Source organism: Nonomuraea diastatica (assembly GCF_004349015.1).
GTDB classification, from domain to species: Bacteria; Actinomycetota; Actinomycetes; order Streptosporangiales; family Streptosporangiaceae; genus Nonomuraea; species Nonomuraea diastatica.
This window is the reverse complement of record NZ_SMKP01000087.1, coordinates 1-23697: the sequence shown is the minus strand read 5'-3', so window position 1 is coordinate 23697 and position 23697 is coordinate 1. Positions and strand designations below refer to the sequence as shown.

The window sequence follows — 23697 nt, the reverse complement described above, 5'->3', positions numbered from 1 at the left end:
TCCAACCCCAGCTCACGCGGCCTGCGGTTGGACGCTGGACGCGTCCAACCGTACCAACCGCTCGGTATGAGGGCTAGGCGCGGAGTTCGTGGACCGCCGCGATGAAGTCCTTCGTGATCCCCCTCAGCCCCGGCAGGTGCGACAGCCCGACCAGCCGGTCCACAAGCGGCACCGTGACCTCGATCAGCCGGTACGTACGAGCGCACCCCGGCGAGGTGTCGTGCACCCAGAACAGCACCATCCCCATGGACAACAACCACAGCAGCTCGGGCAGCTCCTCACGCAGCTCGGCGTTCATGCGGTCGCGCGACCCCTCGACGACCTGGCGGTAGATCGCGATGGACGCCTCCCGCGCCGGGGACGACTGCTCGCTGAACGGGCTCAGCGGGTTGGTCGGCTCGGCCGCGTGCTTGAAGAACTTCACGGCGAACTCGTGGTAGGGCTCGGAAACGCGTACCCATTCGCGCAGCACCCCGCTCAGCCGGGCCGCGAACGCCTCCTCGGTCGCCAGGAACTCCTTGCAGGCCTCCTCGTGCTCGGCCTGGGCGCGGTCGTAGTACGCCTGGATCAACGCCTCCTTGCTCTCGAAGTAGTAGTAGGCGTTACCCACGGACACTCCGGCCTCCGCGGCGATGGCGCGCATGGTGGTCGCGTCGAAGCCGCGCTCCCTGAACAGCCGCAACGCCGTCTCGACGATGAGCTCCCGGGTGCTCTCCGATCCGCGGTTTCGGGCTTCGGACACGTTCGTCACTGTACGTCGGGAAACCTGGTTAGGTCATGGAGCCGCACGGTGATCGCCGATCCAAGGCAAAGTTGCATCCGCGGCATGAGTTATCTCCTGTGAATGGTGGGATTGTCGTTTCAGGCGGAAGGGCTATTTCCGCGAAAAGGCATCGACATGTGGATACGTGGAACAGTGCGCCTCATCGTAGTCGCGCTCCTCGGCATAGAGATCACCATCATCGCGCTGGCCTCGGCCGCCTCCGCCGCCACCCACCCCGATGGGGAGCGGACAGGGAGCGGCCCCAACGAGGCCGGGCCCGGAGGGTGGGAGGATCCCCTCCCGCAACCGCTGCGGGCGGCCATGGCGGAGGCGCAGTCCAGCGCCTCGGAGACCAGGCCGCTCCCCGCCGCGCCCTCGGCGCGCGAGCACCTCATGATGAACCGTGACGATCTGGCGGCCCTGCGGAACTGGCCGATGGACGACCTGCGGTGGCTCACGGAAGGCAGGCAGGTGCCGGACACGACGCACGCGCAGCCGTGGCCGGCCCAGCCGCGAGCGAACCTGTCGCCCGCGGAACGCCAGCCACAGGCCGCCAAGGCGCGAAAACGCACCAAGGCGGCCAAGAAGGGCCACACACGGCGGCACAAGGCTCACAAGCGCGCCAGCGTGGACCTGGCGCGCGTGATGCCCCGGCAGGCGGCCGCGCAGATGACCCACGCCACCGCCGCCGGCTGGCTGCGGAGCTCGGGCCTGCGTACGACGTCGACCGGCAACTGCACGAGCAAGCACCGGCGCCACTGCACCTCGTTCGACTCCGTGCGCGCCGGGACCGTTGCCGGCATCATCCAGCTGAAGCGCGAGAGCGGCTGCCCGATCATGGTGACGGGTGGCACGGAGACCGGCCACGCACCGGGCCAGTACAGCCACGGCAACGGCTACAAGCTGGATATTTCACACAATTCCTGCATCGACCGGCACATCAAGAAGATCAGTGACCGCGCCGGAGCCCGCAGCGACGGCGCCCGGCTCTACCGATCCGGATCAGGCACCGTCTTCGCCGACGAAGGCGACCACTGGGACATCCTCTTCCAGTGACATGCCCTGCGCAGGACGCCGTGCGGCACCCACGGCGTCACACCACATCACCCGGTCACTTCTCGGATGCGACCAGCTCGGCGATCTCCGCCGCGTTCAGCGCCGCCCCCTTGCGCAGGTTGTCGCCGCACACGAACAGGTCGAGCGTGTTGGGGAAGTCGACCGCCTGGCGGACACGGCCGACGTAGGTCGGATCGTTGCCCACCACGTCGAGCGGCGTCGGGAACACCCCGTTGGCCGGGTCGTCCATGAGGACCACCGTCGGCGCCGCCTCCAGCACCCGATGCGCGTCGGCCACCGTGATCTCGCGCTCGAACCGCGCGTGCACGGCCAGCGAGTGAGTCGTGACCACGGGGACGCGCACGCAGGTCGCGGAGACCTTGAGGCCGGGGATGCCGAGGATCTTGCGGGACTCGTTGCGGAGCTTGAGCTCCTCGGAGGCCCAGCCGCCGTCCTTGTAGGAGCCGGCCCACGGAACCACGTTGAACGCGATCGGCGCCGGGAACGGCGACTCGCCGGGCAGCTTGTCGGCCAGCACCCTGCGCACGTCGCCAGCCACCTGACCGAGACTGCGGTCGCCCGCCACGGCCTCGACCTCGTCGTAGAGCCGCCCGGAACCGGCCACGCCGGCGCCAGACACCGCCTGGTAGGAGGCGACGACCAGCTCGGTGAGCGTGAACTCGGCGTGCAGCGCGCCCATGGCCGCCATCATCGACAACGTCGTGCAGTTGGGCGTGGAGATGATGTTGCGCGGCCGGTTGCGCGCGTCGAGCGGGTTGACCTCGGGCACCACCAGCGGCACGTCGCGCTCCATGCGGAACGTGCCCGACTTGTCGATCACCACCGGGCCGCGCGCGGCCGCGATCGGCACCCACTCGGCCGACACCTCGTCGGGCACGTCGAAGATGGCCACGTCGATGCCGTCGAAGACCTCGGGCGCGAGCGCCTGGACCACGACGTCCTCGCCGCGTACGCGCAGGACCTTGCCCGCCGAACGGGGCGAGGCGACGAGACGGATCTCGCCCCAGATGTCCTCACGCGTCGACACGATGTCGCGCATCACGGTGCCCACGGCGCCGGTCGCGCCGATCAGGGCCAGGTTGGGCCTGTTGCTCATCGTCCGGTTCCTCCATACACCACGGCTTCGACCTGGTCGGCGTCGAGCTCGAAGGCACGGTGGGCGGCCGCCACGGCCGCGTCGACACCGTCCTGCCCGACCACCACAGAGATGCGGATCTCCGACGTGGAGATCATCTCGATGTTGACCCCCGCGTCGGCGAGGGCCGCGAAGAACGTCGCCGTGACGCCGGGGTGCGAGCGCATGCCCGCTCCGATCAGCGACACCTTCCCGATCTGGTCGTCGAAGAGCAGCGACTCGTAACCGATCCGCTCCTGGATCTTCTTCAGCGCCGTCAGCGCGGCCTGGCTGTCGGCCGTGGGCAGCGTGAAGGAGATGTCGGTGCGACCGGTGGCCGCGGCCGAGACGTTCTGCACGATCATGTCGATGTTGATCTCGGCGTCGGCCAGCGTTTTGAAGATCGAGGCAGCCTCGCCGACCTTGTCGGGCACCCCGACAACAGTGATCTTGGCCTCGCTCCGGTCGTGCGCGACGCCGGAGATGATCGGCTGCTCCATCTCGGTTCCTTCGGTGTAAGGGTCGGAGACGACCCACGTGCCTTCCTTGGTGCTGAACGAGCTGCGTACGTGAATCGGCAGGCTGAAGCGGCGAGCATACTCGACGCAGCGGAGGTGCAGGATCTTCGCCCCGCAGGCGGCCATCTCCATCATCTCGTCGTAGGAGATGCGGGGGATCTGCCGCGCCGCGGGCACGATGCGTGGATCGGCGGTGTAGACGCCGTCGACGTCGGTGTAGATCTCGCACACGTCGGCCTCGAGCGCCGCCGCCAGCGCCACCGCCGTGGTGTCGGAGCCGCCGCGGCCCAGCGTGGTGATGTCCTTCGTGTCCTGCGAGACACCCTGGAAGCCCGCCACGATCGCGATGTGGCCCTGGTCGATCGCCTCACTGATGCGGCTCGGCGTCACGTCGATGATGCGCGCCTTGCCGTGCGCTGAATTGGTGATCAGGCCCGCCTGCGAGCCGGTGAACGAGCGGGCCTCGTGGCCGAGGTTGGCGATCGCCATCGCCAGCAGGGCCATCGAGATGCGCTCGCCCGAGGTCAGCAGCATGTCGAGCTCGCGGCCCGGAGGCAGCGGCGACACCTGCTCGGCCAGATCGAGCAGCTCGTCAGTCGTGTCGCCCATCGCGGAGACGATCACGGCCACGTCGTTGCCGGCTTTTTTCGTCGCGACGATCCGTTGCGCGACCCGCTTGATGCAGGACGCGTCGGCGACGGACGAACCACCGTACTTTTGCACAACGAGGGCCACAAGAAGTCTCCCGGTCTGGACTGTGAGCTGCCAGTCTACTGGGGCCGTCTCATGCGCCCGATGGGCCATGCCACTATGTGGATGCTCTTCAGACCGCGGTGGTCTCCTCGGCCACGTCGAGCCGCGAGTGCGCGGCGAGGGCCTGCAGCGCCCGCATGGCGGCCCCCGCGTGGTTGCCCCAGGTGTTGAAATAGGAATATTGCCACCACCAGAGCGCCTCGTGCGGGCGGCCCGCGTGATAGTGGCGCAGCCCGTGGATGAGGTCGGCGGCGACCGCGGTCAGATCGTCGGACAGCCGGTAGGGGGTGACCACCGTGTCCTTGTACGGGTCGAACACCTCGGCGTAGTCGTCGACCGCCTCGAGCCGCTCGGCCAGCGCCGTGCGCACGCCGTCGATGTCGGGGTCCTCGCTCATCGGCGGCTCGTAGTTGCCGGCCAGGATCACGTCACGGTTGGCGCCGAGCTTGGCGCCCGCAAGGCTCACCTGGGCGACCTCCACCAGCAACAGCGACCAGATGGCGTCGCCGCCCTCGCCGCCCGCGACCCTCGTCAGCCCGTCGACGTAGTCTTGTGCGTGCCCGGAGATCTCTTCCGCCAGCGTGCTCCACTCGTCAGACATCCAGCAGCCTCCGTCCTTCGAACGCGCGGCCCAAGGTGACCTCGTCGGCATATTCGAGGTCACCGCCCACAGGCAGACCGCTGGCCAGTCGTGTCACTTTCACACCCATCGGCTTGACCAGACGGGCGAGGTAGGTCGCCGTCGCCTCCCCCTCCAAGTTGGGGTCGGTGGCGAGGATGAGCTCCGTGACGCGGCCGTCGGCCAGGCGTGTCATGAGCTCACGAATGCGCAGGTCGTCGGGGCCGACACCGTCGATCGGGCTGATCGCGCCGCCGAGCACGTGGTAGGTGCCGCGGAACTCGCGCGTCTTCTCGATCGCCACGACGTCCTTGGACTCCTCGACCACGCAGATCACGTGCGTGTCGCGGCGCGCGTCGCGGCAGATGCGGCACTCCTCCTCTGAGGCCACGTTTCCGCACGTGCGGCAGAAACGGACCTTCTCCTTGACCTCCAGCAACGCGTGTGCCAGCCGTTTGACATCGGCTGGGTCGGCCGCCAGCAGGTGGAACGCGATCCGTTGCGCGCTCTTGGGACCGACGCCGGGCAGCAGCCCCAGCTCGTCGATCAGATTCTGGACGACCCCTTCGTACATGCCTAGAACCCTGGCAACTGTCCGAGGCCGCCCCCGCCCAGCCCCTGGGCGAGCGGGCCGAGCTTTTCCTGCTGCAGATCGGCGGCCGCGCGCACGGCGTCGCGGACGGCTGCGATCACCAGGTCGGCGATCGTGTCAGCGGTGTCCTGCGCGTCGCCGGCGTCGATCACGCTCGGGTCGATCTTGAGTTCGAGCAGCTCGCCCGAGCCGTTGACGACGGCGGTGACCATGCCGCCGCCTGCTGAGCCCTCGATCTGCGCATCGTTGAGCTCCTGCTGGGCGCTCACAAGCTGCTGCTGCATGAGCTGTGCCTGCTCCAGCAGCTGCTGCAGGTTGACATCCCCTGGGTTCACCGTCGTGCGCTCCTCGTGGCTCCGCGTTCTTGACTGCCACGAGCCTACGGTGTTTGGGCGGCGTCATGTACTGGTGGCGTCCCCATGTTTCGTCCCAGGGCCTCTGCCCGTATGATCCGGTCGCTGTCCGGCGTGTTCCCGGCCGGGTGTTCATCGACTTCTCGGAGGTGTCCGGCCGGGTCTCAGACCCCCCTCCAGCGTCCAAGACCCGGCCTCACGCCGGCGAACCGACGCGTTGGTCAGGAACGCTAACGGGGCGAACGTTGCGCACAGGTTGCGTCTATCTGATCACTCTGTGCAATCCTCACGAACGGGTTGCGCGAAAGCCCCCCAAGACGGATAGTCGAGCTGACTACTTGGAGTGACCGATGAGTTACGCCCATCTCGACGACTACTCCCGCGCTCTACGCGGGGCGCACGAAGCCGTGGCGACCGGCGAGCCCTGGCCGGATTCTCCACGCCGTCTGATCACGGCATCGTGGCGTCGCTCCCTCGAAGCCGACATCCACCAGGAGAAGACGAGCGCGCCCTCCGTCTTAGACCCCTCCCACATCGAGGACGTCCGCCAGGCCCACCCGCTGCGGCCCCTGCTCCCCCTCCTCGTCCAGACCCTGTCCACCCTTGCCGACGAGATCGACCACATGATGGTCGTCACCGACGACAGCGGGCGCGTTCTGTGGCGGGAAGGCAACCAGGCGATCATCCGCCGCGCCGACCAGATCGGCCTCGCCGACGGCCACCAGTGGGCCGAGCACAACGTCGGCACCAACGGCATCGGCACCGCCCTCGCGATCCGACGGCCCATGCACGTCTACTCCGAGGAGCACCTCATGCGCGTGCTCCACGTCTGGTCATGCAGCGCCGCCCCGATCAGCGACCCCGATTCCGGCCAGGTCCTCGGCTGCGTCGACGTCAGCGGCACCGCCCGCAGCCTCCACCCCGCCACCGTCGCCCTGGTCGCCGCCACCGCCAAGCTCGCCGAATCCCAGCTCGCCCTGCGCATGCACGAACGCGACGAACGCCTCCGGCGCCGCTATGAAGCACTGCGCGGGCGGCCAGGCATCCTGCTGTCGTCCACCGGCCGCGTCATCTCCGGCGACCCGTCGGGCTGCCTGGGCGAGCGTGTCCCCCTCGGCAACCAGGCCCAGCGCATGCTCCTCAGGGACGGCTCCGTCGCCCTGATCGAACCCTTCTCGAGCGGCTTCCTCCTGCGCCCCTCGCCGGCCACCACGCCGCCGACCCTGACCATGACGTTCCTCGGCGAAGGCACACCCACGGCCACCTTCGGCGACCGCGAACAAACCCTGTCGCTCCGGCACGCCGAACTCCTCGCCCTCCTGGCCCTCCACCCCCACGGGCTGACGGCCGGGCAACTGTCGTTCCTGCTCTACGGCGACGACGGCAATCCCGTGACGATCAGGGCGGAGATCCACCGGCTGCGCGCCCAGTTCGGGAACGCGATCGCGGCCAAGCCGTACCGGCTGACCTGCCCGATCGAGGCCGACTTCCTGGAGCTGCGCCGCCACCTCGCCGCGGGCGACCCGGCCTCGCTGGCCAGCGCCTACAGCGGCCCCCTGCTGCTGCGGTCCGAGTCGCCGGAGATCCGCAGGGAACGCGACGAGCTGGAGGCCCAGGTGCGGGCCTGCCTGCTGCGGCGCGGCACATCCAGCGATCTTTGGGCGTACGCGCAGACCTGCAACGGGCGCGAAGACTACGAAGTGCTCGAACGCCTCGCCGCCCTGCCGCCCACCGACTCCCGCTCCGCCGCCGCCCGCACCCGTCTCCTCCTCTGATCCTGCGTTCCGGCGCTTGTACGGCCCGTACCCCCGGCCCTTCCGAACAGCCCGCACCCGCGGTTCCCCCGACGGCCTGCGACCGAACTTGGCACCCACCTTGTGCCGTGCGTTCACCCGCTCCCCAGCGCCTGCCCTGCCTCCACCCGCAACCGCAAGCCGCCGAACGCCATCAGCGCTGCCAGGCATGGGCGGGCTTGAACCGGCACGGACAGGCACGGGCGGGTTTGCCCGTCGCGGACAGGAGCGGGCAGGCATGGGCGTGTTGGAGCGGCGCGGACAAAAGCGGACAGGCATTTAGTCGCGGTTGGCGCGGTCAGAGGCGTCAGGTCGCGGTCAGGTGTGGTCGATCTCACCGATCACCTGGGCGCCGAGCTCGCGCTTCAGCAGCGCCATGCCCGAGACCACGTCCACATCGGCGTCCGCGTCGTTGAGCGGGTCGACCTCGTCGGCGTCCGGGCCCTTGGAGCGGCCGGGGATCGCGTCCGGCCACGCCGCGGCACCGCCACGTGAAGCGGCGCCGCCGCGGGGAGAAGGGACGCGAGGACCGGCCTGCGCGGCTGCCTTGGCCGCCGACCGAGCGGCGGCCAGACCGGTGCCTGCCGCTCCACCACCGGGTGATCCCGCCTGCTCGGCGGCTGCGACCGTACGGGTGGGGTCGGGGGACGGAGGTGCGCCTGGGCCGAGGTCGTCAGGGGCGTCCGGCCACGACTCGTCGGTGGTCGGGGGGCCGGGAAGGGCGGACGAGGGGGCGGCCGGAGGTTGGCCGGGATCCTGCGCCGAGGCTCCCTGGTCGTCGTGGGAGGCGCCGTTGGACGAGCCGTGGGAGGTGCCGTGTGATGCCGTACGGCCCTGGGAGCCCGGCGTGCCGTGGGACGCGGCAGGTGCGGCCGGCGCTCCCTGCGGAGCGGTCGGCCCCTGGCCACCGCCATGAGAGGGCTGCTGCGGGCGTACGGGACCGCGCGGGGCGGACGGGGCAGGAGACCCGCCGACGACCGCCTCGACCCGCCACGTGCCACCGAGCACGTCGCCGAGCGCGGCAGCCACGACGGCGTCCTTGCCGCCGCCCGTGAAGTTTTTCATCGCACCGACCTGGGTGAAGCCGAGCGTCACCAGGTTGCCCTCCACGCCGACCACCTGGGCGTTGGTGCTCACGTTGGCCCAGACGACGATGCTGCGCTGCTTGAGAGCGGCCAGTACGGTGGGCCACTGCGCCTGGATCGCGCCCGGTCCCCCTGCGACGGGAGCCCCCTGGGAGCCGCCAGAGGCCGGAGCGCCCTGGGAGCCGTCCCCGACACCGGCTGACGGCTGGGCGACGCCACCGCCTGCCGGAGGGGCGCTCTCCGCCTGAGGACCGGCCTGCTGCCCTCCACCCGTACCGGGACGAGCGGGTGTGGGCCAGTCGTCCCCGGCGTTCGGTGAGGGGGCGGATGGCTGAGCCACCTCTGTACCGCCCGGCGAAGCAGCGACCCGACCGTCCCCCGGGACCTCGGGGACACCGAGGGCACCGGGACCCACCGGCGTGACAGGACCCGCGGACGTACCGGAACCACCGGAACCCGCCGGCATGCCGGAACCCGCAGACGTACCGGAACCACCGGAACCCGCGGACGCGCCGGAACCCGCCGGCGGACCCGAGGCGGCTCGGGCGGCCATCTGGGCGACCGCGCCACCGCGTTCGAGGCGTTCGAGCCGGGCGAGCAGCGCCTCCTCGCCCTGCGCCGCGCCAGGCAGCAGGACCCGCGCGCACATCAGCTCCAGCAGCAGGCGCGGCGAGGTGGCGCCACGCATCTCGGTGAGACCGGCGTTGAACACCTCGGCGGCGCGCGTGAGCTCGGCCGGCCCCATCGAGGCGGCCTGCTGGACGAGACGCTCCAGCTCGTCGGCCGGCCGGTCGAGCAACCCGCTCGACGCCGCCTCGGGAACGTTGGCCAGAATCACCAGGTCGCGGAAACGTTCGAGCAGGTCAGAGGCGAAGCGGCGCGGATCGTGGCCGCCCTCGATGACCCGGTTGACCGTGTGGAACACCTGACCGCCGTCACGGGCCGCGAACGCGTTGACGACCTCGTCGAGCAGGTCGCCGTCGGTGTAGCCGAGCAGGGAGACGGCCTTGGCGTAGGTGATGCCGTCGTCGTCGGCTCCGGCGAGGAGCTGGTCGAGGATCGAGAGCGAGTCACGCGCGGACCCGGCTCCCGCCCTGACGACCAGCGGCAGCGCGGTCGGCTCGAAGGGCACGTTCTCCGAGGTGAGAATCTCCTCCAGCAGCGCGCGCAACGTCGCGGGCGGCATCAGCCGGAACGGATAGTGGTGCGTGCGCGACTTGATCGTCCCGATGACCTTTTCCGGCTCGGTCGTCGCGAAGATGAACTTCAGGTGCGGCGGAGGCTCCTCGACGAGCTTGAGCAGCGCATTGAACCCCTCGCGGGTCACCATGTGCGCCTCGTCGATGATGTAGATCTTGTAGCGCGCGGAAACGGGGGCGAAGAACGCCCGTTCACGCAGGTCGCGCGCGTCGTCGACACCACCGTGCGAAGCGGCGTCGATCTCGATGACGTCGAGGTGGCCCGGGCCCGTGGGGGCGAGCGCGACACACGACTCGCAGGCGCCGCAGGGATCGGGCGTCGGACCCTGCTCGCAGTTGAGAGAGCGCGCCAGGATGCGGGCGCTGGAGGTCTTACCGCATCCACGAGGGCCGCTGAACAGGTAGGCGTGGTTGATCCGGCCCGTACGCAGGGCCTGCCGCAGCGGATCTGTGACGTGTTCCTGACCCTTGACCTCGGCGAAGGTCCCGGGTCGGTACTTGCGGTAAAGCGCAAGGCTCATGCGACCATCCCGCCTGCGAGGGGGCTCCCAACGAAGAGACCCCCCGCACACCCGCCAGAGCCCGCTTATCCTTGCTGCCTTCCGGCCCTGGGGAGGTTCACAGGATGACGCCGCGCGAGGGGTCCGTTGACAGTCTAGCCGCATGCCGCAGTGCTCGCTCCATCCCCCGCAGACTCGGAGAAAAACGTGGTCTCCGTACTCCTCGGAGTCAGGTAAGCTCGTCCGCGGAGGATTCGCCTAGTGGCCGAGGGCGCACGCTTGGAAAGCGTGTAAAGGGCAACCTTTCGGGGGTTCAAATCCCCCATCCTCCGCGCCTGGTTGAGGCAGTAAACGCGAAGGGGGCCGACCCCATCCAAGTCGGCCCCCTTCGCTATGTCGGGTCTCAGTTGACCTGTCCAGGGCCTCTTCCTGCCTCCCAGATGAGACCGCCGACTTGCTTGGCCACGGTTTGCCGGATGCCGTCTGTTACGTGCTGATACCGCGCCGCCATCCCCGAGCCGGACCACCCATGATGGTAATGACCATGCGCTCGGGTACGCCGAGGATGAGCAACACCGTGGCGGCCGTGTGACGAGCGTCGTGCAGACGACCGTCCCGTAGGCCAGCATCCGCCGTAACGGCCTTCCTGGATCGTGAGAGAGTCGGCGGCCTCGTGCAGCACGTCTCGGCGCGAGTAGCGGCGGACCCTGCGCTCATGAAGCCGAACCCTACTCGAACAGGCTTGTCGACGCCATGCCTGATGAGATCACGGTCCACCCTGCGGAACCCGGTGACGGGAACATTCTCGGCGAGATCCACGCTCTGTCCTGGGGCGTCTCGCACGGGCCGTTCTGCACGCCGAAGGTCGCCGCGGCGGGGATCGAGGAGCGGCGCACCAAGTGGAACGGCGTTCTGGCCGAGGGCGTGGACACGATCCTGCTGGCGCGCTTGAACGAGCAGCCGGGGGCCTTCGCCCGATTCGGGGCCTCCACTTCCCGCCCCGGCCTCGCGGAGATCCATACCCTCTTCGCCCACCCGGACGTCTGGGGCAGCGGCATCGCGATGGTCCTGTTGACGGCCGTCTTGGAACGAGTGCGAGACGCCGGGTACGACGACGTGCATCTGTGGACGCTCCAGGACTCCGCCCAAGCGCGCCGCTTCTACGCCAAGAATGGCTTCGCCGAGACCGGCAGGACCCACGACCACGAATTCGACGAAGGTCCCCCGCTGGCCCTGGTTGAGTTTGAGCGAGCCGTTCCTGGCCGCTGAAACGCTCGATCGGCAACTTTCTCGTGGCTGACCTGGTGCGGCCGGGTGTTGGGCTTGTCGATGATGAAGCGCGGGTCGGCGGCCGTCAGCTGGTCGCGGGCATCGCCTACGGCCATGCGGAAGCTCGGCTCGGGCCCGTTGTGGCCCAAGCCCTGATGCCAGTCGGCGATCCCGGTGACGACCTGGTCGGCGAGGGAGGCGCCGCGTGGGCCGTGGCCGATGACGCCGAGTTCTCACAACCGGCTCTGCTCGTCCTCGCCTTCCCGGACACCCAAGTACGCCAGGCTGTCACCGTCAAGCGTGGCCATCGGTCCCCACGCGAAGTGGGGGTGAAGCCGGGGCAGGAGCCGGGCATGCGGGACAGGCCGTTGGCAAGATCAAAAGTCAGCATTGGCGAACAGGCCCCGTCGCCCTGCACGCTCCGAGCGCTACGTCTGCCAGGTCGTCGGGGAGCCAACGATTGCCGGCAAGAGGTATGCCAGGTGGCCGACCGTAGGACCAGCGCGGTAGCCCAAGACGCGACTGCTCCGTACGGCGTAGCCGAAACCCCCTCCCAGTGGACGATGATCACCGTTACATGCCGTGAAAGGATCTTTCGACCACAGGACGTGGAGGTGCGCACGCGCATGTCCCGGCCACGACGGCATGGAGGCAAGAGATTGACCGGCCGGCGGAATATGGCGAGCTGGATACGTGATCACGGGACTGCTCTCGACAGCCTGGACTTTGCGGCTCCCTTGGATGATCTCGAACCGCTCCGGGACGTTGTGGGCGACGCCCGGGTGGTGGCGTTGGGAGAAAGCTCCCACCACATTCGGGAGTTCTACCAGGTGCGCCATCGCATCCTGCGCTTCCTTGTCGAACGTTGCGGTTTCCAGGTGTACGCCCTGGAGGCCCCCTTCACTCAAGGGCAACTCCTGGAGGAGTGGGTGCGGGGCGGCCCCGGGACAGTGGAACAGGTCGCCCAGACCGGCATTGCCATGTCCCTGGGGCAATGCCAGCAGATGCACGAGGTGCTGACCTGGATACGGCAACGGAACGAGCAGCCCGAAGGACCGTTGCTCAGATGTGTCGGAACCGACCTGCCCGGCGCCTTCGGATCGCCCCTGCCCGCGCTCGAAGCGCTTGCCGGCTACCTGAAGTGGGCTTGTCCCGACGCGCTCCCCGCCCTGGAGGCAGCCGCCGAGGTGGCACGGAGCTTCCACGACCCGGTCACCATGCAGGCATTTGGCCGCTACCAGGAGGTCGGCCCCGGCGAGCGGGACACGCTGACCAGTGCGCTGAGCCAGTTGACGGCCCGGATGCAGCGACTGACCTGCGTGCAGCGGAGCCGGGGCCACGAGGCCGAGCACGGCACAGCACTGTGGCACCTTCGTGGGGCCTGGTACCTGGATCAGCTTCATCGCGCCACCGCCGGGGAGGGCTTCGAGGACGCATCGACGTTTCGCGATGTCTACATGGCCGAGTCTGTCCTGCGGCTCCTTGACGAGGACGCGGCAGGCACCCGCGTCGTGCTGGCCGCGCACAACTGGCACATCCAGAAGACTCCCGCGGCCGAGGGCGGCGATCGCCTGCTGCTGCCGGCCGGAGCCCACCTCGCCGCCGCTCTAGGAGACGACTACCGGGCCATTGGCGTGACCTCGAGCCACGGCCGTACCACCACCGTGGGCGAACCGACTCCGGAGCGCCCAGAGGGCACCTGGTACGACGCACCGCTCCCGTCGCCCACCGACCACAGCATCGAAGCGGCGTTCCCCACCGGCGCGCTCTGGACCGTCGCGAACTTGCGCGCGGCCCGCCCCCACGTCGAAGACGCGGAAGCCTTCCAGCAGTCCCGCATGGCCGACTACTTCCTCGACATGCCGGTGTTCGCAGCGTTCGACGCCATAGCCCACGTATCGCACACGACCGGCACCGACTACGTGGTACAGCGCTGAGCTGCTCATGACTGCGCCGTCCGGCCTGGACCGTGACCGGTAGTGCGCCCAGGCCCGCGTGGCTCGCTCACGGCGTTCATTCCTCCTCATTGACGGTGGCCGGATCGCGTAGCTCGCGCAGCCCGCAGCCCAACTTCGGGTGGTTGGGCTGACGCCTGGCCGAGGCTGGTGAGGATTTCCTCGGCGCGGGCGGCTGTGTCGTCGGCCGTACGCGCCCGCGGGTACGTGCGAACTCCGGCGACAATCGTCGTCAGCATGCTTGGCCGGCAACGACCTACTATCTGCGGCCTGGCGGCGGTCATCCGCAACGCCGCGGGCGATTGGCGGCGGTACATCGAGGTCGCACTCGACGGTCTCCGTTCCCGCTGATCGGGCGCCCTCCCGTCCGGACGATGACCTCCTGTGCGTGCTCGACCTGGCGATCCGCTACCGAATCGGCGCACGTATGTGCGACAGGTCACATTGTTCCCGGCGGCGTAACGTCCGGAGCGACAACCATGCTCTTGACCGTCAACTCGTCGCGACGTCCCCCGCCATATGGGATGCCTCGCCGTGGACGGACCGGAAGGAGATCGACGCTTCGTTGGTGACAGCGGCCTGGAAGCGGACGGTGTGTTCGCCAGGCCGAGCTTCCGGCCGGCGCCGGGTCGCGGGCGTGGTGTATGAGGTGGCCGCCTTCCAGACCTGGCGTGACCCGCTGCGTGGCGCCAGGCTCGACCTGCACCAAGCGGCAGCCCTACGCAGCACTCGCGCAATGCTGACACCCCGGACTTCGCGATCCACGAGCGACCTCGAACGGATTCGCGAAGCCACCTGAGCCCGGCTTGCTCACGCGACGTTTCGTTCGCATGCTCGTCAACCCCCCGCATCGCAGGCCGGTGGCGTCTGCCGCGGTAGATCTGCCGTTTACCGCGGCAGAAGTCTTGTGGACTCCTCGACACACCGCTCGCGTGAGGCGACCCCGGGTGCGCCCGCCAAGGAGAAAGGGGCCTGTTGACGGGGCCGCGGAGATCACGACGTGGGCAATATAAGTTTGCCGGATACCATATGTTCATATAGTGTCCGGGTTATGCGTTCAATCTACGATCGGCCGCCCGAGGATCTGACCGCCCGCGCGCGGATCCGGGATGCGGCCTTGGCGGAGTTCGCCGAGCGCGGTTTCAAGGGCGCGACGATGAAGGCCGTCGCCGACGCCGCCGGCGTCTCGGTCGGCCTGGTGCAGCATCATTTCGGCTCCAAGGAGGGCCTGAGGGAAGCCTGCGACGCGCATGTCCGTGACACCATGCTGGGTGCTGCGGACGACGTCCAGGGCGGGTCGGAAGTCACCCCCGAATTCATCCGGGGAATGTATGAGGCAAGCGAGCTCAGCGTCCGCTATCTCGCGCGGGCGCTGGTTGAGGGCTCGCCCGTAGCGGCGGCGATGTTCGACGAAGGCGCCGAGTCCGCCGAGCGGTTCCTCACGGGCAACTGGCCGGATGAGTTCCCCCCGGAAGAGGCGAAGGTGCGCGAACGCGCCGCCGTGATGGCGGCGATGCACCTCGGCACGATCGTGCTCCACGAGCATCTGTCCCGGCGGTTCGGCATCGACACGCTGCACAGGACGAATCTCGCCCGGTTCAGCATGGCCATGGTCGATGTGTACGCGCACATGGGCGAATGGATTGTCTCGGGACCGGGAAGCCAGGTTCGCCAGGCCGTCGCCGACTACCACATGAAGGAGGACACCCATGACTGACGTGATCAGCATCCACGGACTCGTCAAGAACTTCGGCCGGGTCCGTGCGCTCGACGGCTTAGACATGACCGTACGGGAAGGAGAGGTGCACGGCTTCCTCGGCCCCAACGGCGCCGGCAAGACCACGACCCTGCGCATCCTCCTCGGCCTGCTGCGCAAGGACGGCGGAGAGGTCCGGCTGCTGGGCGGCGATCCCTGGGCCGAGGCCGTCGAGCTGCACCGGCGGCTCGCGTACGTCCCCGGCGACGTCACCCTCTGGCCGAGCCTGTCCGGCGGCGAGGTGATCGACCTGCTCGGCCGGCTGCGCGGACGCACCGACACCAAGCGGCGCGACGAGCTGATCGAACGTTTCGCCCTGGATCCACGCAGGAAGTCCCGTACCTATTCCAAGGGCAACCGGCAGAAGATCGCGCTGATCGCCGCGCTCGCCTCCGAGGTGGAGCTGCTGCTGCTGGACGAGCCGACCTCCGGTCTCGACCCGCTGATGGAGGCGGTCTTCCGCGAGGTCATCGCCGAGGAACGGCGCGCGGGCCGTACGGTCCTGCTCTCCAGCCACATCCTCGCCGAGGTCGAGGCGCTCTGCGACCGGGTGAGCATCATCCGGGACGGCCGGATCGTGGAGGCCGGCACGCTCGCGCAGCTGCGCCATCTCACGCGCACCTCGGTCACGGCCGAACTCGCCAGGATTCCGGCTGACGGCCTGCCCCATGTCCACGACCTCAGCATCGACGGTGGTCGCGTGCGTTTCCAGACCGACACCGACCACATCGGCGACGTGCTGGCCCGCCTGGCGGAGTACGGCGTCCGCGACATCACCGCCCAGCCCCCCACCCTCGAAGAGCTGTTCATGAGGCACTACCGATGAATACGGCAGCACTGATCCGGCTGATCCTGCGCCGCGACCGCATCTGGCAGCCGCTGTGGGTCCTGTCGGTCACCCTCTTCGTCGCGGCCACGGTGGCCACCATCCGGCAGCTGCTCCCGACTCAGGAAGCACGCCTGCAATACGCCAATGAGATCTCGCTGAACCCCGTGATCCTGCTGATGCAGGGACCGGCGTACGGCGACAGCCTGGGCGCGGTCGCCGCTCAGCAGCGGGGCGCCGCCACCGCGGTCTTCGCCGCCCTGGCCAGCGTCATCCTCGTGGTCAAGCACACCCGCTCGGACGAGGAGAGCGGGCGGCGGGAGCTTGTCGGCTCGGCCGCCGTGGGGCGGCACGCTCCGCTGACCGCCGCCCTCACCGTCGTGCTGGCCGCCAATGCCGTCCTGGCCGTGCTGATCACCGTGGTCTGCGTGAGCACCGGGCTTCCCCTGGCCGGATCCCTCGCCTGGGGGCTGATGGGCGCGTCGGGTGGCTGGGTCGGGGCCGCGGTGGCCGCAGTGGTCGTGCAGCTGACCCAGAACGCCCGCGTGGCCGGAGCCGTGGCCTTCACCGTGTGGTTCGCGGCGTACATGGTCCGAGGCGTCAGCGACATGGGCGGCCCGGGCATGGAATGGCTGGGCTGGCTCGTGCCGAACGGCTGGCTGCTGCGGGCTCGCGCCTTCGGCGGCGAGCAATGGTGGGTGTTCCTGCTGGTGACAGCGTTCGTCGCGGCCTTGGTCGGGGTGGCGTACGCGCTGTCGGCCCGCCGGGACATCGGTGCCGGCTTCGTGCAGCCGCGGCTCGGTCCCGCCCATGCGCCGAACGGCCTGCGCGGACCACTCGGGCTGGCGTGGCGGACGAACCGGGTCATGGCGCTGGCGTGGATCGTCGGTACCGCCCTCGTCGGTGCGGCGTTCGGTCTGGGCGGGCAGGGCGCCGTGCAATCGTTCGGCCAGAGCGGAGCGCTGGACTTCTGGGCCGGATTGTCGAGAACGGATGATCCCGTCGAGGTATTCATCACGATGCTCGTGTACAAGCTGTCGCTTTACCCCGTCTGCCTGTACGCGATCATGACAGTGCTCCGCCTGCGCGGCCAGGCGGCCACGGAACTCTTCCTGTCCGGCCCGGTCAGCCGGACGCGCTGGGTGCTCGGCAATCTCGTGTTCGCAGTGGCCGTACCCGTCGTCGCGCTGGTGATCGCCGGTCTCACGTTGGGCCTCGGTAACGGGGACTTCGCCGCGAGCTTGGGTATCACCACGGTCATCCTGCCCGCCATCTGGGTGATGGCCGGGATCGCCGTGGCGGCCTTCGGGCTGTTCCGGCGGGCCGGAGCGGTCGTGGGATGGACCGTCTTCGCGCTCGCCATCACCCTGGAATTCGGTTGGGAGGTCGGACTGGTGAGCGACTCGTTCTTCAGGATCTCGCCGCTCGCCCACGTCCATTGGTCCGCGTTCGCCGACCCCGGGCCGGGCACGCTGATCGGGCTCACCCTGGTGGCGGCCGGCTTCACGGTGGTGGGCCTGTACGGGGTCCGCCGCCGCGATCTGGCCCTGTGACTCACGCCGGTTGGGCGGAAACCCCGGGCGTCGCGGACGACTGCGGCGAATCAGGTGGCCACCGCACGCCAGACTGGGCCGAGACGGCTTCGGCGGCCACCGCCCGGCGGGAGAGCTTGCCGGGATCGAAGCGCTAGGCACGTAACCGGACCGCATTCCACTCCGGAATGCGGTCCGGCGCGACCTCCAGGTGGGGCCTTAGCGACGCGACGCGGTCATCGCCGTGCCCCGGGTGCCGGGCTGTCAGCCGTCGCTGCCGGTCTCGGCGGTCGAGGCGAACGTCGAGACATGGAACTTCGCGGCGCCGGGCCCCCGACAGCCTCGGGACGACCACCCCGCGCAGGCTCGGCGGCCGCTGGTTCCGGCTGGCGCCCGCCTTCCTCCGGGGCAGGTGGGCGTCGATGTGGTCTGGCACGAGCACGAGCCGGTAGCCGCCGGGCACGGTCTGGATGATCTCTTCGGCGGTGTGGGGTCCGAGAGCTCGGCGTAGTTTGGAGATCACGATATGGAGCTGTTTGGCCGCGGTCGCCGCGGAGCTGTCTCCCCATATGTCGGTGAGGATCCGCTCGGCGTGGACGGGCTGCCCCGCGTTCATGGCGAGTCTGGCCAGCACACCGATGCGTCGATGCCCGACGAGCCGGACCGGTGCGTCAGCGGCCAGGACCTGCAACGGGCCGAGGAAACTGATCTCCAGCGCCATCAGGAGATGCTCCCCTCGCTTGCCGGAGTCGGCATAGCGTAAGCGATCTTCCGGAACTCTTTGCCTACGCTCGCCAGATGTTCAGGCAGCGGGCCATGATCCGGAAGGGGATGGCCCTTCCCTCGGTCTGGTCGACGGTGCCGGTCAGGTGGACGTCGAGCTCGGGACAGTGGAAGAGCCACGTGCCAGTGACCCCTGAGTGGCCTACGAGGGTTACGGGGTGGCGGCTCGGTGCCGCCAGGCGGCCGAGGGTGAAGACCATGGTGCCCAGGCCGTACCGGAGGACGAGGACGTTGTGCAGGCGGTTGCGGCGCTCGGTGAGGAGGCCCACCGTGCGCGGGTCCTTGAAGAGTTTTCCCTTGAGCATGGCCTGCTGGAAGGTGAGGAGGTCGCCGGTGGTGCTGATCAGGTCGTTGGAGGATTTGATCAGTCCGGGCAGGTCGACGCGGCGGCGTCTGGCGTAGAGGGGCACGGAGTGTTCCGGGAGCCGGGTGCTCGTCAGGCCGAGCGGGCCGGTGATGCGGTCGGCCAGCAGGCCGGCGAACGGGCGGCCGGTCACCGTCTCCAGGATGCGGATGAGCACCTGGAAGCCGGTGTCGGAGTAGCGGGCCTTCTGGCGGCGGGCGGTGAGGTCCTGGGGCTCGAAGTGGGGGCCTTGCCGCCGGGCTGTCCGCATGGCGTCTTCGAAGGTCCAGGAGACGTCCTCGCCGGCGGCCAGGTGATCGAAGAGGCTGGGGCCTTCGCCGCGATGCTCGAAGAAGTCGGGGAGACCGGAGGTGTGGGAGGCGAGGTGGCGCACGGTGATCTCGGCCGTCCGGTCGATTCCTTTGCGTACGTGGAGGCGGTCGGCGATCTCCGCCGGCAGGTAGGCGGTGATCGGCGCGTCCAGCGCGAGTTCGCTGCGCTCGTGGGCCTGCAGGACCAGCGTGATGATGAACCGTTTGGTGATGCTGGCGATGAAGAACGGGGTGTCGGGGCTTGGTAAGCCGACGGCGCCCGACCAGCGCTGTTCCCCGCTGGCGATGGCGAGGTTGACGTGATGAAGGCTGCGCCGGGCGGCGAGATTCTCCAGCAGGCGCGTCAGGCGGGCGTCGATGTCGGGCGGGAACCATGGCGAGCTCTTTCTCTCTCATAGACATATCTTAAGGATATGTCTATGAGAGACAACTGGCTAGACTCGGCCAATGGCCCACGTGATCCTCGGTCTGCTCCTGATCGCCCCGAAGAGTTTCTACGACCTCATCAAGGCATTCGAAAGCGGAGTCGCGCTCTTCTACAGCGCCAGCTCAGGCAGCATCAAACGAGCCCTCGACGGCCTGCTCGCCCGGGGGCTCATCGAGGTCGCCAGCATCGAGGGCGGCCGGGGACGGAAGCTTTACCGCGTCACCGACGCCGGCCGCGAGGAGTTCCGCACATGGATGACGGCGAAACCCGCCGGGCCCGATCTGGAGACCGCGGCGCTGGCCAGGCTCTACTTCCTTGGCCTGCTTGAGCACTCGGAACGCGTACCGGTCCTGCACCGCATCATGGCGCGCATCGAGACCGAACTCGCCACCCTCACTGACCTCGACGAACGCCTCGACACCGTGAGCATCCCCGAAGAACACCGCGACATCGCCACCCATCAGCGCGCCGCACTCAGCTACGGCATCGCCTCGGGCCGCTTCATGCTCGACTGGTTCCGCGACCACGCCGAACGGCTGAGCCGCTGACGCGCCGTCCGGCGAAGGCGCCCACGTACGCGCAAAGAGGGGGACGGCCATGCAACCGCACGAGATCACCGAGGTTCTGAGCCGGCCGACCAGCCGGGACCTCGCCCGCGACCTGACCCGCCTGGCCTACCTCGCCAGTGTCGGCACACCCGCAACGTCCCGATCGGGTTCACCTGGAACGGCTCGGAGATCGTCATGTGCACGACGAAGAACGACGACGCTGCCGAGCGCGGTCGAGGAGCTGATCCGGCAGCGCGACGAGCGCGGCGTGCCTGAGCGGGGCGTACGTCGCAGCTGCTGAAATTCACAGAAAAAAGTCGCGATGGGATGTCGAGAACCCTCGAGCGGCTCCGTCCCCGCAGTGAACACCGGCCACAATGGGCCGTACGCACAAAGGAGAACACGATGGCCAAGTACCTGCTCCTCAAGCACTACCGTGGCGCGCCGGCAGCGGTCAACGACGTGCCGATGGACCAGTGGACGCCGGAGGAGCTCACGGCCCACGTTCAGTACATGCAGGACTTCGCCGATCGGCTCGAGAGCACCGGCGAGTTCGTCGACGGTCAGGCGCTCTCCCCGGAGGGCACATTCGTCCGCTACGACGGCGAGGGGCGTCCGCCGGTCACCGACGGCCCGTTCGCGGAGACGAAGGACCTGATCGCCGGCTGGATGGTGATCGACGTCGAGAGTTACGAGCGGGCGCTGGAGCTGGCCGCCGAACTGTCCGCGGCTCCGGGTGCGGGTGGGAAGCCGATCCACGAGTGGCTCGAGGTGCGCCCCTTCCTGGCCGAAGCGCCCACGGTGACCGAGTGAACGAGTCGCTGCTGCGGGAGCTGGTGCCCACGGTGATCAGCATCCTCGTCCGCCGCGGAGCCGATTTCGCGGCGGCCGAGGACGCCGTACAGGACGCCCTGATCGAGGCCGTACGCGTGTGGCAGGACGATCCACCGCGCGACCCCAAGGGCTGGCTGGTCACGGTGGCCTGGCGCAAGTTCCTCGACGCCGCCCGCGCCGACACCTCCCGGCGGCACCGGGAGGTGCTCGTCGAGGCCGAGCCCATGCCCGGCCAGGGCGGGATGGTGGACGACACGCTCCAGCTGTACTTCCTGTGCGCGCACCCGTCCCTGACGCCGGCCTCGGCCGTCGCGCTGACCCTGCGCGCGGTCGGCGGCCTGACCACGCGCCAGATCGCGCAGGCCTACCTCGTGCCGGAGGCGACCATGGCCCAGCGCATCAGCCGGGCCAAGCGGACCGTCTCTTCCGTCCGGTTCGACCAGCCCGGGAACGTCGCCACGGTGCTGCGCGTGCTCTACCTCGTCTTCAACGAGGGCTACTCCGGCGACGTCGACCTCGTCGCCGAGGCGATCCGGCTCACCCGCCGGCTCGCGGCCAGGACCAAGCACGAGGAGGTGGCGGGCCTGCTCGCGCTCATGCTGCTCCACCACGCGCGGCGCCCGGCACGGACCACCCCCGACGGCGGGCTCGTACCTCTGTCCGAGCAGGACCGCAGCCTGTGGAACACCCGCCTGATCGCCGAGGGCGTCGACGTGCTGCAGGCCGCTCTCGCCCGCGACCGGCTGGGCGAGTTCCAGGCCCAGGCCGCCATCGCCGCGCTGCACGCCGACGCCCGCACGGCCGAGGAGACCGACTGGGTGCAGATCGTCGAGTGGTACGACGAGCTGGTACGTCTCACCGGCAGCCCGGTGGCCCGACTCAACCGGGCCGTCGCGGTCGGCGAGGCCGACGGCCCCCGGGCCGGTCTGGCCGCCCTGGCGGAGCTTGACCCCTCGCTCCCCCGCCACACCGCCGCCGGGGCGTACCTGCACGAGCGTGACGGTGACCTGGTGACCGCGGCACGGCTCTACGCCGAGGCCGGCCGAATAGCGCCCAACCTCCCCGAACGCGACCACCTCACCCGACAAGCGGCCCGGCTCAACGCGAAGCTCCGCGGTTGAGTGGCACGCCTTGCGGCTCGCCCGTTCGGCACCCTGCCGTCCGGACAGTCGGCGTGCCAACAGGGATCGCGACCATGGTTTCTGCAGTCGGTCGTGGAACGGTTGTTTTCTCCGCAGAGCGGCTGCACCCCCACCTGTGCTGATGCAGCCGCCCAATGCTGAGAGCCAAGTGATCAGCCAGGTACTTCAGCCTTGCTTTCGTCGGCTACGCCAACCAGCCGGGGAAGCTTGGTCGTCTGAGCGATGCCGGGGCTGACGTCATAGTCACCAGCATGGAGGAGCGAGCGGACGCGCTGACAGAGGTTGAGAGCGCTTGAGAGCCTTCTGGACGGAGATCAGGGCCACTGCCTCAACCTCCCGTCACCGGACCAGTGTCGATCGCCGACCGCGCATGGACCTTCCACACGAGGTGAGGGTCAGAGCATGTTCTTGATCGGCTGGGGAGTTTCCGGCACCGCCTGGTCGAGGATTTCGGTCGCCTCCCGGGGCGTGAGCAGGCGGGCGTCGCGCAGGAGGCGGACGGACTCCTCCCACTGTTTCCGGGCTTCGCCGTGCCGTTCGAGGCCGTGCAGCGTGACGCCGAACCACCAGCGTGCCACTGCTTCCTTCAGGCGGTATCCCGACTCGCCGAGCAGTCGTACGGCCGTCGTGTAGCTTTCCGCCGCCTCAGTCAGCCGACCGGCATAACGGTAGGCGTCACCCAAAGAACCATGTGCGATGCCCGCATCGGCGAGCGGGCCCCCCTCCGGCCGCGGCTCCACCAACTGGCGTGCTTCCGCGATCGCCTCGTCGAAGCGCCCCTGACGGTAGTAGACGTGCACCCGGTTGTTGCGGATCGTGGCCGTGGCCCCGGGGCGTTCGGCGTCATCGTTGAGCTCCAGCGCGGACTCCAAATGGCCTAGGGCTTCGTCGAGACGGCCCACGATCGTGTTGATGACGCCGAGGTTGTTGAGCGCCCCGGCCTTCCGCCGAGGCAGGCCAGCACGGTCCCAGTCGACGAGAGCTGTCTCCAATTGCGCGATCGCGGCGTCGTAGCGGCCCTCGTCTCGGTAGACCCAGCCGAGAAAGCTGCGGAGCTGGGCCTTGTCCTCCCAAGCTCCGATATGATCAGCCACCTCGATGGCGTGCGCGTAGACATCGGCCAGTTGCGTGTGCCAGCCCTGGTAGCAGAAGGGCCAGTGGAGTCCGATGGCCAGGCCGACGGCAGTCGCCGGGTCGGGGCCGGCCAGCCCCTGCTGCGCGGCGGCGAGCAGATTGTCCCGCTCGTCCTGCATCCATCGTCCCGCCTCCGCCAGATCCCCGAAGGAGATGTCGGGCAACTCGACGGGGCATCGCAGTATGGCATCGCGGTCGAAGACGGTGCCCGCCATCCAGAGGGTGGTCAGGTAGTGGTGGAGCACGCGGCGTACGGCGGCGGTGCGTTCCTCCTCGGACAGGTCCTTGTGTGCTCGTTCGCGGGCATAGAGGCCGACCAGGTCGTGGAACTGGTAGCGGTCGGGCCCGGCGGGTTCGAGAAGGCGGGCGTCCTGCAGGCGTTCCAGGGCGGCTTCGGCGCGGCGGTGCGGCCAGCCGGTCAGGGCAGCGGTGGCGGCGGGGGTGTGGGAG

At 69.1% G+C, this 23697-nt stretch carries 20 protein-coding genes, 1 tRNA gene and 1 other RNA gene; 11 read left to right on the top strand and 11 right to left on the bottom strand.

All coding sequences use genetic code 11. The features are described from left to right. Positions 1-73 precede the first annotated feature (73 nt). A complete protein-coding gene (locus tag E1294_RS27940; RefSeq protein WP_132513182.1) occupies positions 74-742 on the bottom strand; it encodes a TetR/AcrR family transcriptional regulator in 669 nt (222 codons plus the stop codon). Positions 743-916: 174 nt separating this feature from the next. On the opposite strand from E1294_RS27940, the gene E1294_RS27935 reads away from it, so the two are divergent. Beyond that, entirely contained in the window at positions 917-1819 is a 903-nt protein-coding gene (locus tag E1294_RS27935; protein ID WP_132513180.1) for a hypothetical protein, read from the top strand. Between the two features lie 55 nt (positions 1820-1874). Here E1294_RS27935 and E1294_RS27930 read toward each other — a convergent pair whose 3' ends face one another. From E1294_RS27930 to E1294_RS27910, 5 genes are all read right to left on the bottom strand, one after another. Next, complete coding sequence (locus tag E1294_RS27930) at positions 1875-2936, bottom strand: aspartate-semialdehyde dehydrogenase (RefSeq protein ID WP_132513178.1); 1062 nt, start codon at positions 2934-2936, stop codon at positions 1875-1877. Next, a complete protein-coding gene (locus E1294_RS27925) occupies positions 2933-4207 on the bottom strand; it encodes an aspartate kinase (RefSeq protein WP_132513176.1) in 1275 nt (424 codons plus the stop codon). Before E1294_RS27925 ends, E1294_RS27930 begins: the two co-directional genes overlap by 4 nt. 88 nt (positions 4208-4295) lie before the next feature. Next, a complete protein-coding gene (locus E1294_RS27920) occupies positions 4296-4826 on the bottom strand; it encodes a DUF5063 domain-containing protein (protein ID WP_132513174.1) in 531 nt (176 codons plus the stop codon). Next, positions 4819-5418 carry a recombination mediator RecR gene (recR, locus tag E1294_RS27915; protein WP_132338813.1) on the bottom strand — a complete coding sequence of 200 codons (600 nt, stop codon included), beginning with the start codon at positions 5416-5418 and terminating at the stop codon, positions 4819-4821. The genes E1294_RS27920 and recR overlap by 8 nt, the downstream gene beginning before the upstream one ends. 2 nt (positions 5419-5420) lie before the next feature. Continuing rightward, positions 5421-5771, bottom strand: a complete 351-nt coding sequence (locus tag E1294_RS27910; RefSeq protein ID WP_171055572.1) for a YbaB/EbfC family nucleoid-associated protein — start codon at positions 5769-5771, stop codon at positions 5421-5423. 368 nt (positions 5772-6139) lie between these two features. Between E1294_RS27910 and E1294_RS27905 the strand changes: the two genes are divergently transcribed. Next, positions 6140-7564: a GAF domain-containing protein gene (locus E1294_RS27905; protein ID WP_132513172.1), complete on the top strand. Its 1425-nt coding sequence runs from the start codon at positions 6140-6142 to the stop codon at positions 7562-7564. Between the two features lie 336 nt (positions 7565-7900). Here the strand turns inward: E1294_RS27905 and E1294_RS27900 are convergent, their stop codons facing one another. Next, complete coding sequence (locus E1294_RS27900) at positions 7901-10387, bottom strand: DNA polymerase III subunit gamma and tau (protein ID WP_132513170.1); 2487 nt, start codon at positions 10385-10387, stop codon at positions 7901-7903. A gap of 31 nt (positions 10388-10418) precedes the next feature. Continuing rightward, positions 10419-10514: signal recognition particle sRNA small type (gene ffs / locus E1294_RS27895), an RNA gene on the bottom strand. Positions 10515-10613: 99 nt separating this feature from the next. Here ffs and E1294_RS27890 point away from each other — a divergent pair. The 6 genes from E1294_RS27890 (at position 10614) to E1294_RS27855 (ending at position 17725) form a co-directional block, all read left to right on the top strand. Further along, positions 10614-10698 (top strand) — tRNA-Ser (locus E1294_RS27890). A 421-nt stretch (positions 10699-11119) separates the two neighbouring features. After that, positions 11120-11635, top strand: a complete 516-nt coding sequence (locus E1294_RS27880) for a GNAT family N-acetyltransferase (RefSeq protein ID WP_132513168.1) — start codon at positions 11120-11122, stop codon at positions 11633-11635. Positions 11636-11658: 23 nt separating this feature from the next. Beyond that, positions 11659-13572, top strand: a complete 1914-nt coding sequence (locus E1294_RS27875; RefSeq protein WP_132513166.1) for an erythromycin esterase family protein — start codon at positions 11659-11661, stop codon at positions 13570-13572. A gap of 1069 nt (positions 13573-14641) precedes the next feature. Continuing rightward, on the top strand, positions 14642-15307 hold the full coding sequence (locus E1294_RS57370) for a TetR/AcrR family transcriptional regulator (protein ID WP_132513164.1): 666 nt from the start codon (positions 14642-14644) through the stop codon (positions 15305-15307). After that, positions 15300-16172 carry an ABC transporter ATP-binding protein gene (locus E1294_RS27860; protein WP_132513162.1) on the top strand — a complete coding sequence of 291 codons (873 nt, stop codon included), beginning with the start codon at positions 15300-15302 and terminating at the stop codon, positions 16170-16172. Before E1294_RS57370 ends, E1294_RS27860 begins: the two co-directional genes overlap by 8 nt. After that, positions 16169-17725 carry an ABC transporter permease gene (locus E1294_RS27855; protein ID WP_132513160.1) on the top strand — a complete coding sequence of 519 codons (1557 nt, stop codon included), beginning with the start codon at positions 16169-16171 and terminating at the stop codon, positions 17723-17725. Before E1294_RS27860 ends, E1294_RS27855 begins: the two co-directional genes overlap by 4 nt. A gap of 133 nt (positions 17726-17858) precedes the next feature. Here E1294_RS27855 and E1294_RS27850 read toward each other — a convergent pair whose 3' ends face one another. Beyond that, positions 17859-18425 carry an AfsR/SARP family transcriptional regulator gene (locus tag E1294_RS27850; RefSeq protein WP_132513158.1) on the bottom strand — a complete coding sequence of 189 codons (567 nt, stop codon included), beginning with the start codon at positions 18423-18425 and terminating at the stop codon, positions 17859-17861. Positions 18426-18489: 64 nt separating this feature from the next. Further along, entirely contained in the window at positions 18490-19497 is a 1008-nt protein-coding gene (locus E1294_RS27845) for a serine hydrolase domain-containing protein (protein WP_281284528.1), read from the bottom strand. A 112-nt stretch (positions 19498-19609) separates the two neighbouring features. On the opposite strand from E1294_RS27845, the gene E1294_RS27840 reads away from it, so the two are divergent. The 3 genes from E1294_RS27840 to E1294_RS27825 all read left to right on the top strand — a co-directional run bounded on the left by E1294_RS27840 (position 19610) and on the right by E1294_RS27825 (position 22092). Further along, positions 19610-20137: a PadR family transcriptional regulator gene (locus E1294_RS27840; protein ID WP_132513154.1), complete on the top strand. Its 528-nt coding sequence runs from the start codon at positions 19610-19612 to the stop codon at positions 20135-20137. A 405-nt stretch (positions 20138-20542) separates the two neighbouring features. Then, on the top strand, positions 20543-20950 hold the full coding sequence (locus E1294_RS27830; RefSeq protein WP_132513152.1) for a YciI family protein: 408 nt from the start codon (positions 20543-20545) through the stop codon (positions 20948-20950). After that, the gene (locus tag E1294_RS27825; RefSeq protein ID WP_132513150.1) at positions 20947-22092 is read left to right on the top strand and encodes an RNA polymerase sigma factor; all 1146 of its coding nucleotides are present in this window, start codon (positions 20947-20949) and stop codon (positions 22090-22092) included. Before E1294_RS27830 ends, E1294_RS27825 begins: the two co-directional genes overlap by 4 nt. 416 nt (positions 22093-22508) lie before the next feature. Here the strand turns inward: E1294_RS27825 and E1294_RS27820 are convergent. After that, on the bottom strand, positions 22509-23697 hold a 1189-nt coding region (locus E1294_RS27820), incomplete at its 5' end, for a tetratricopeptide repeat protein (protein ID WP_132513148.1).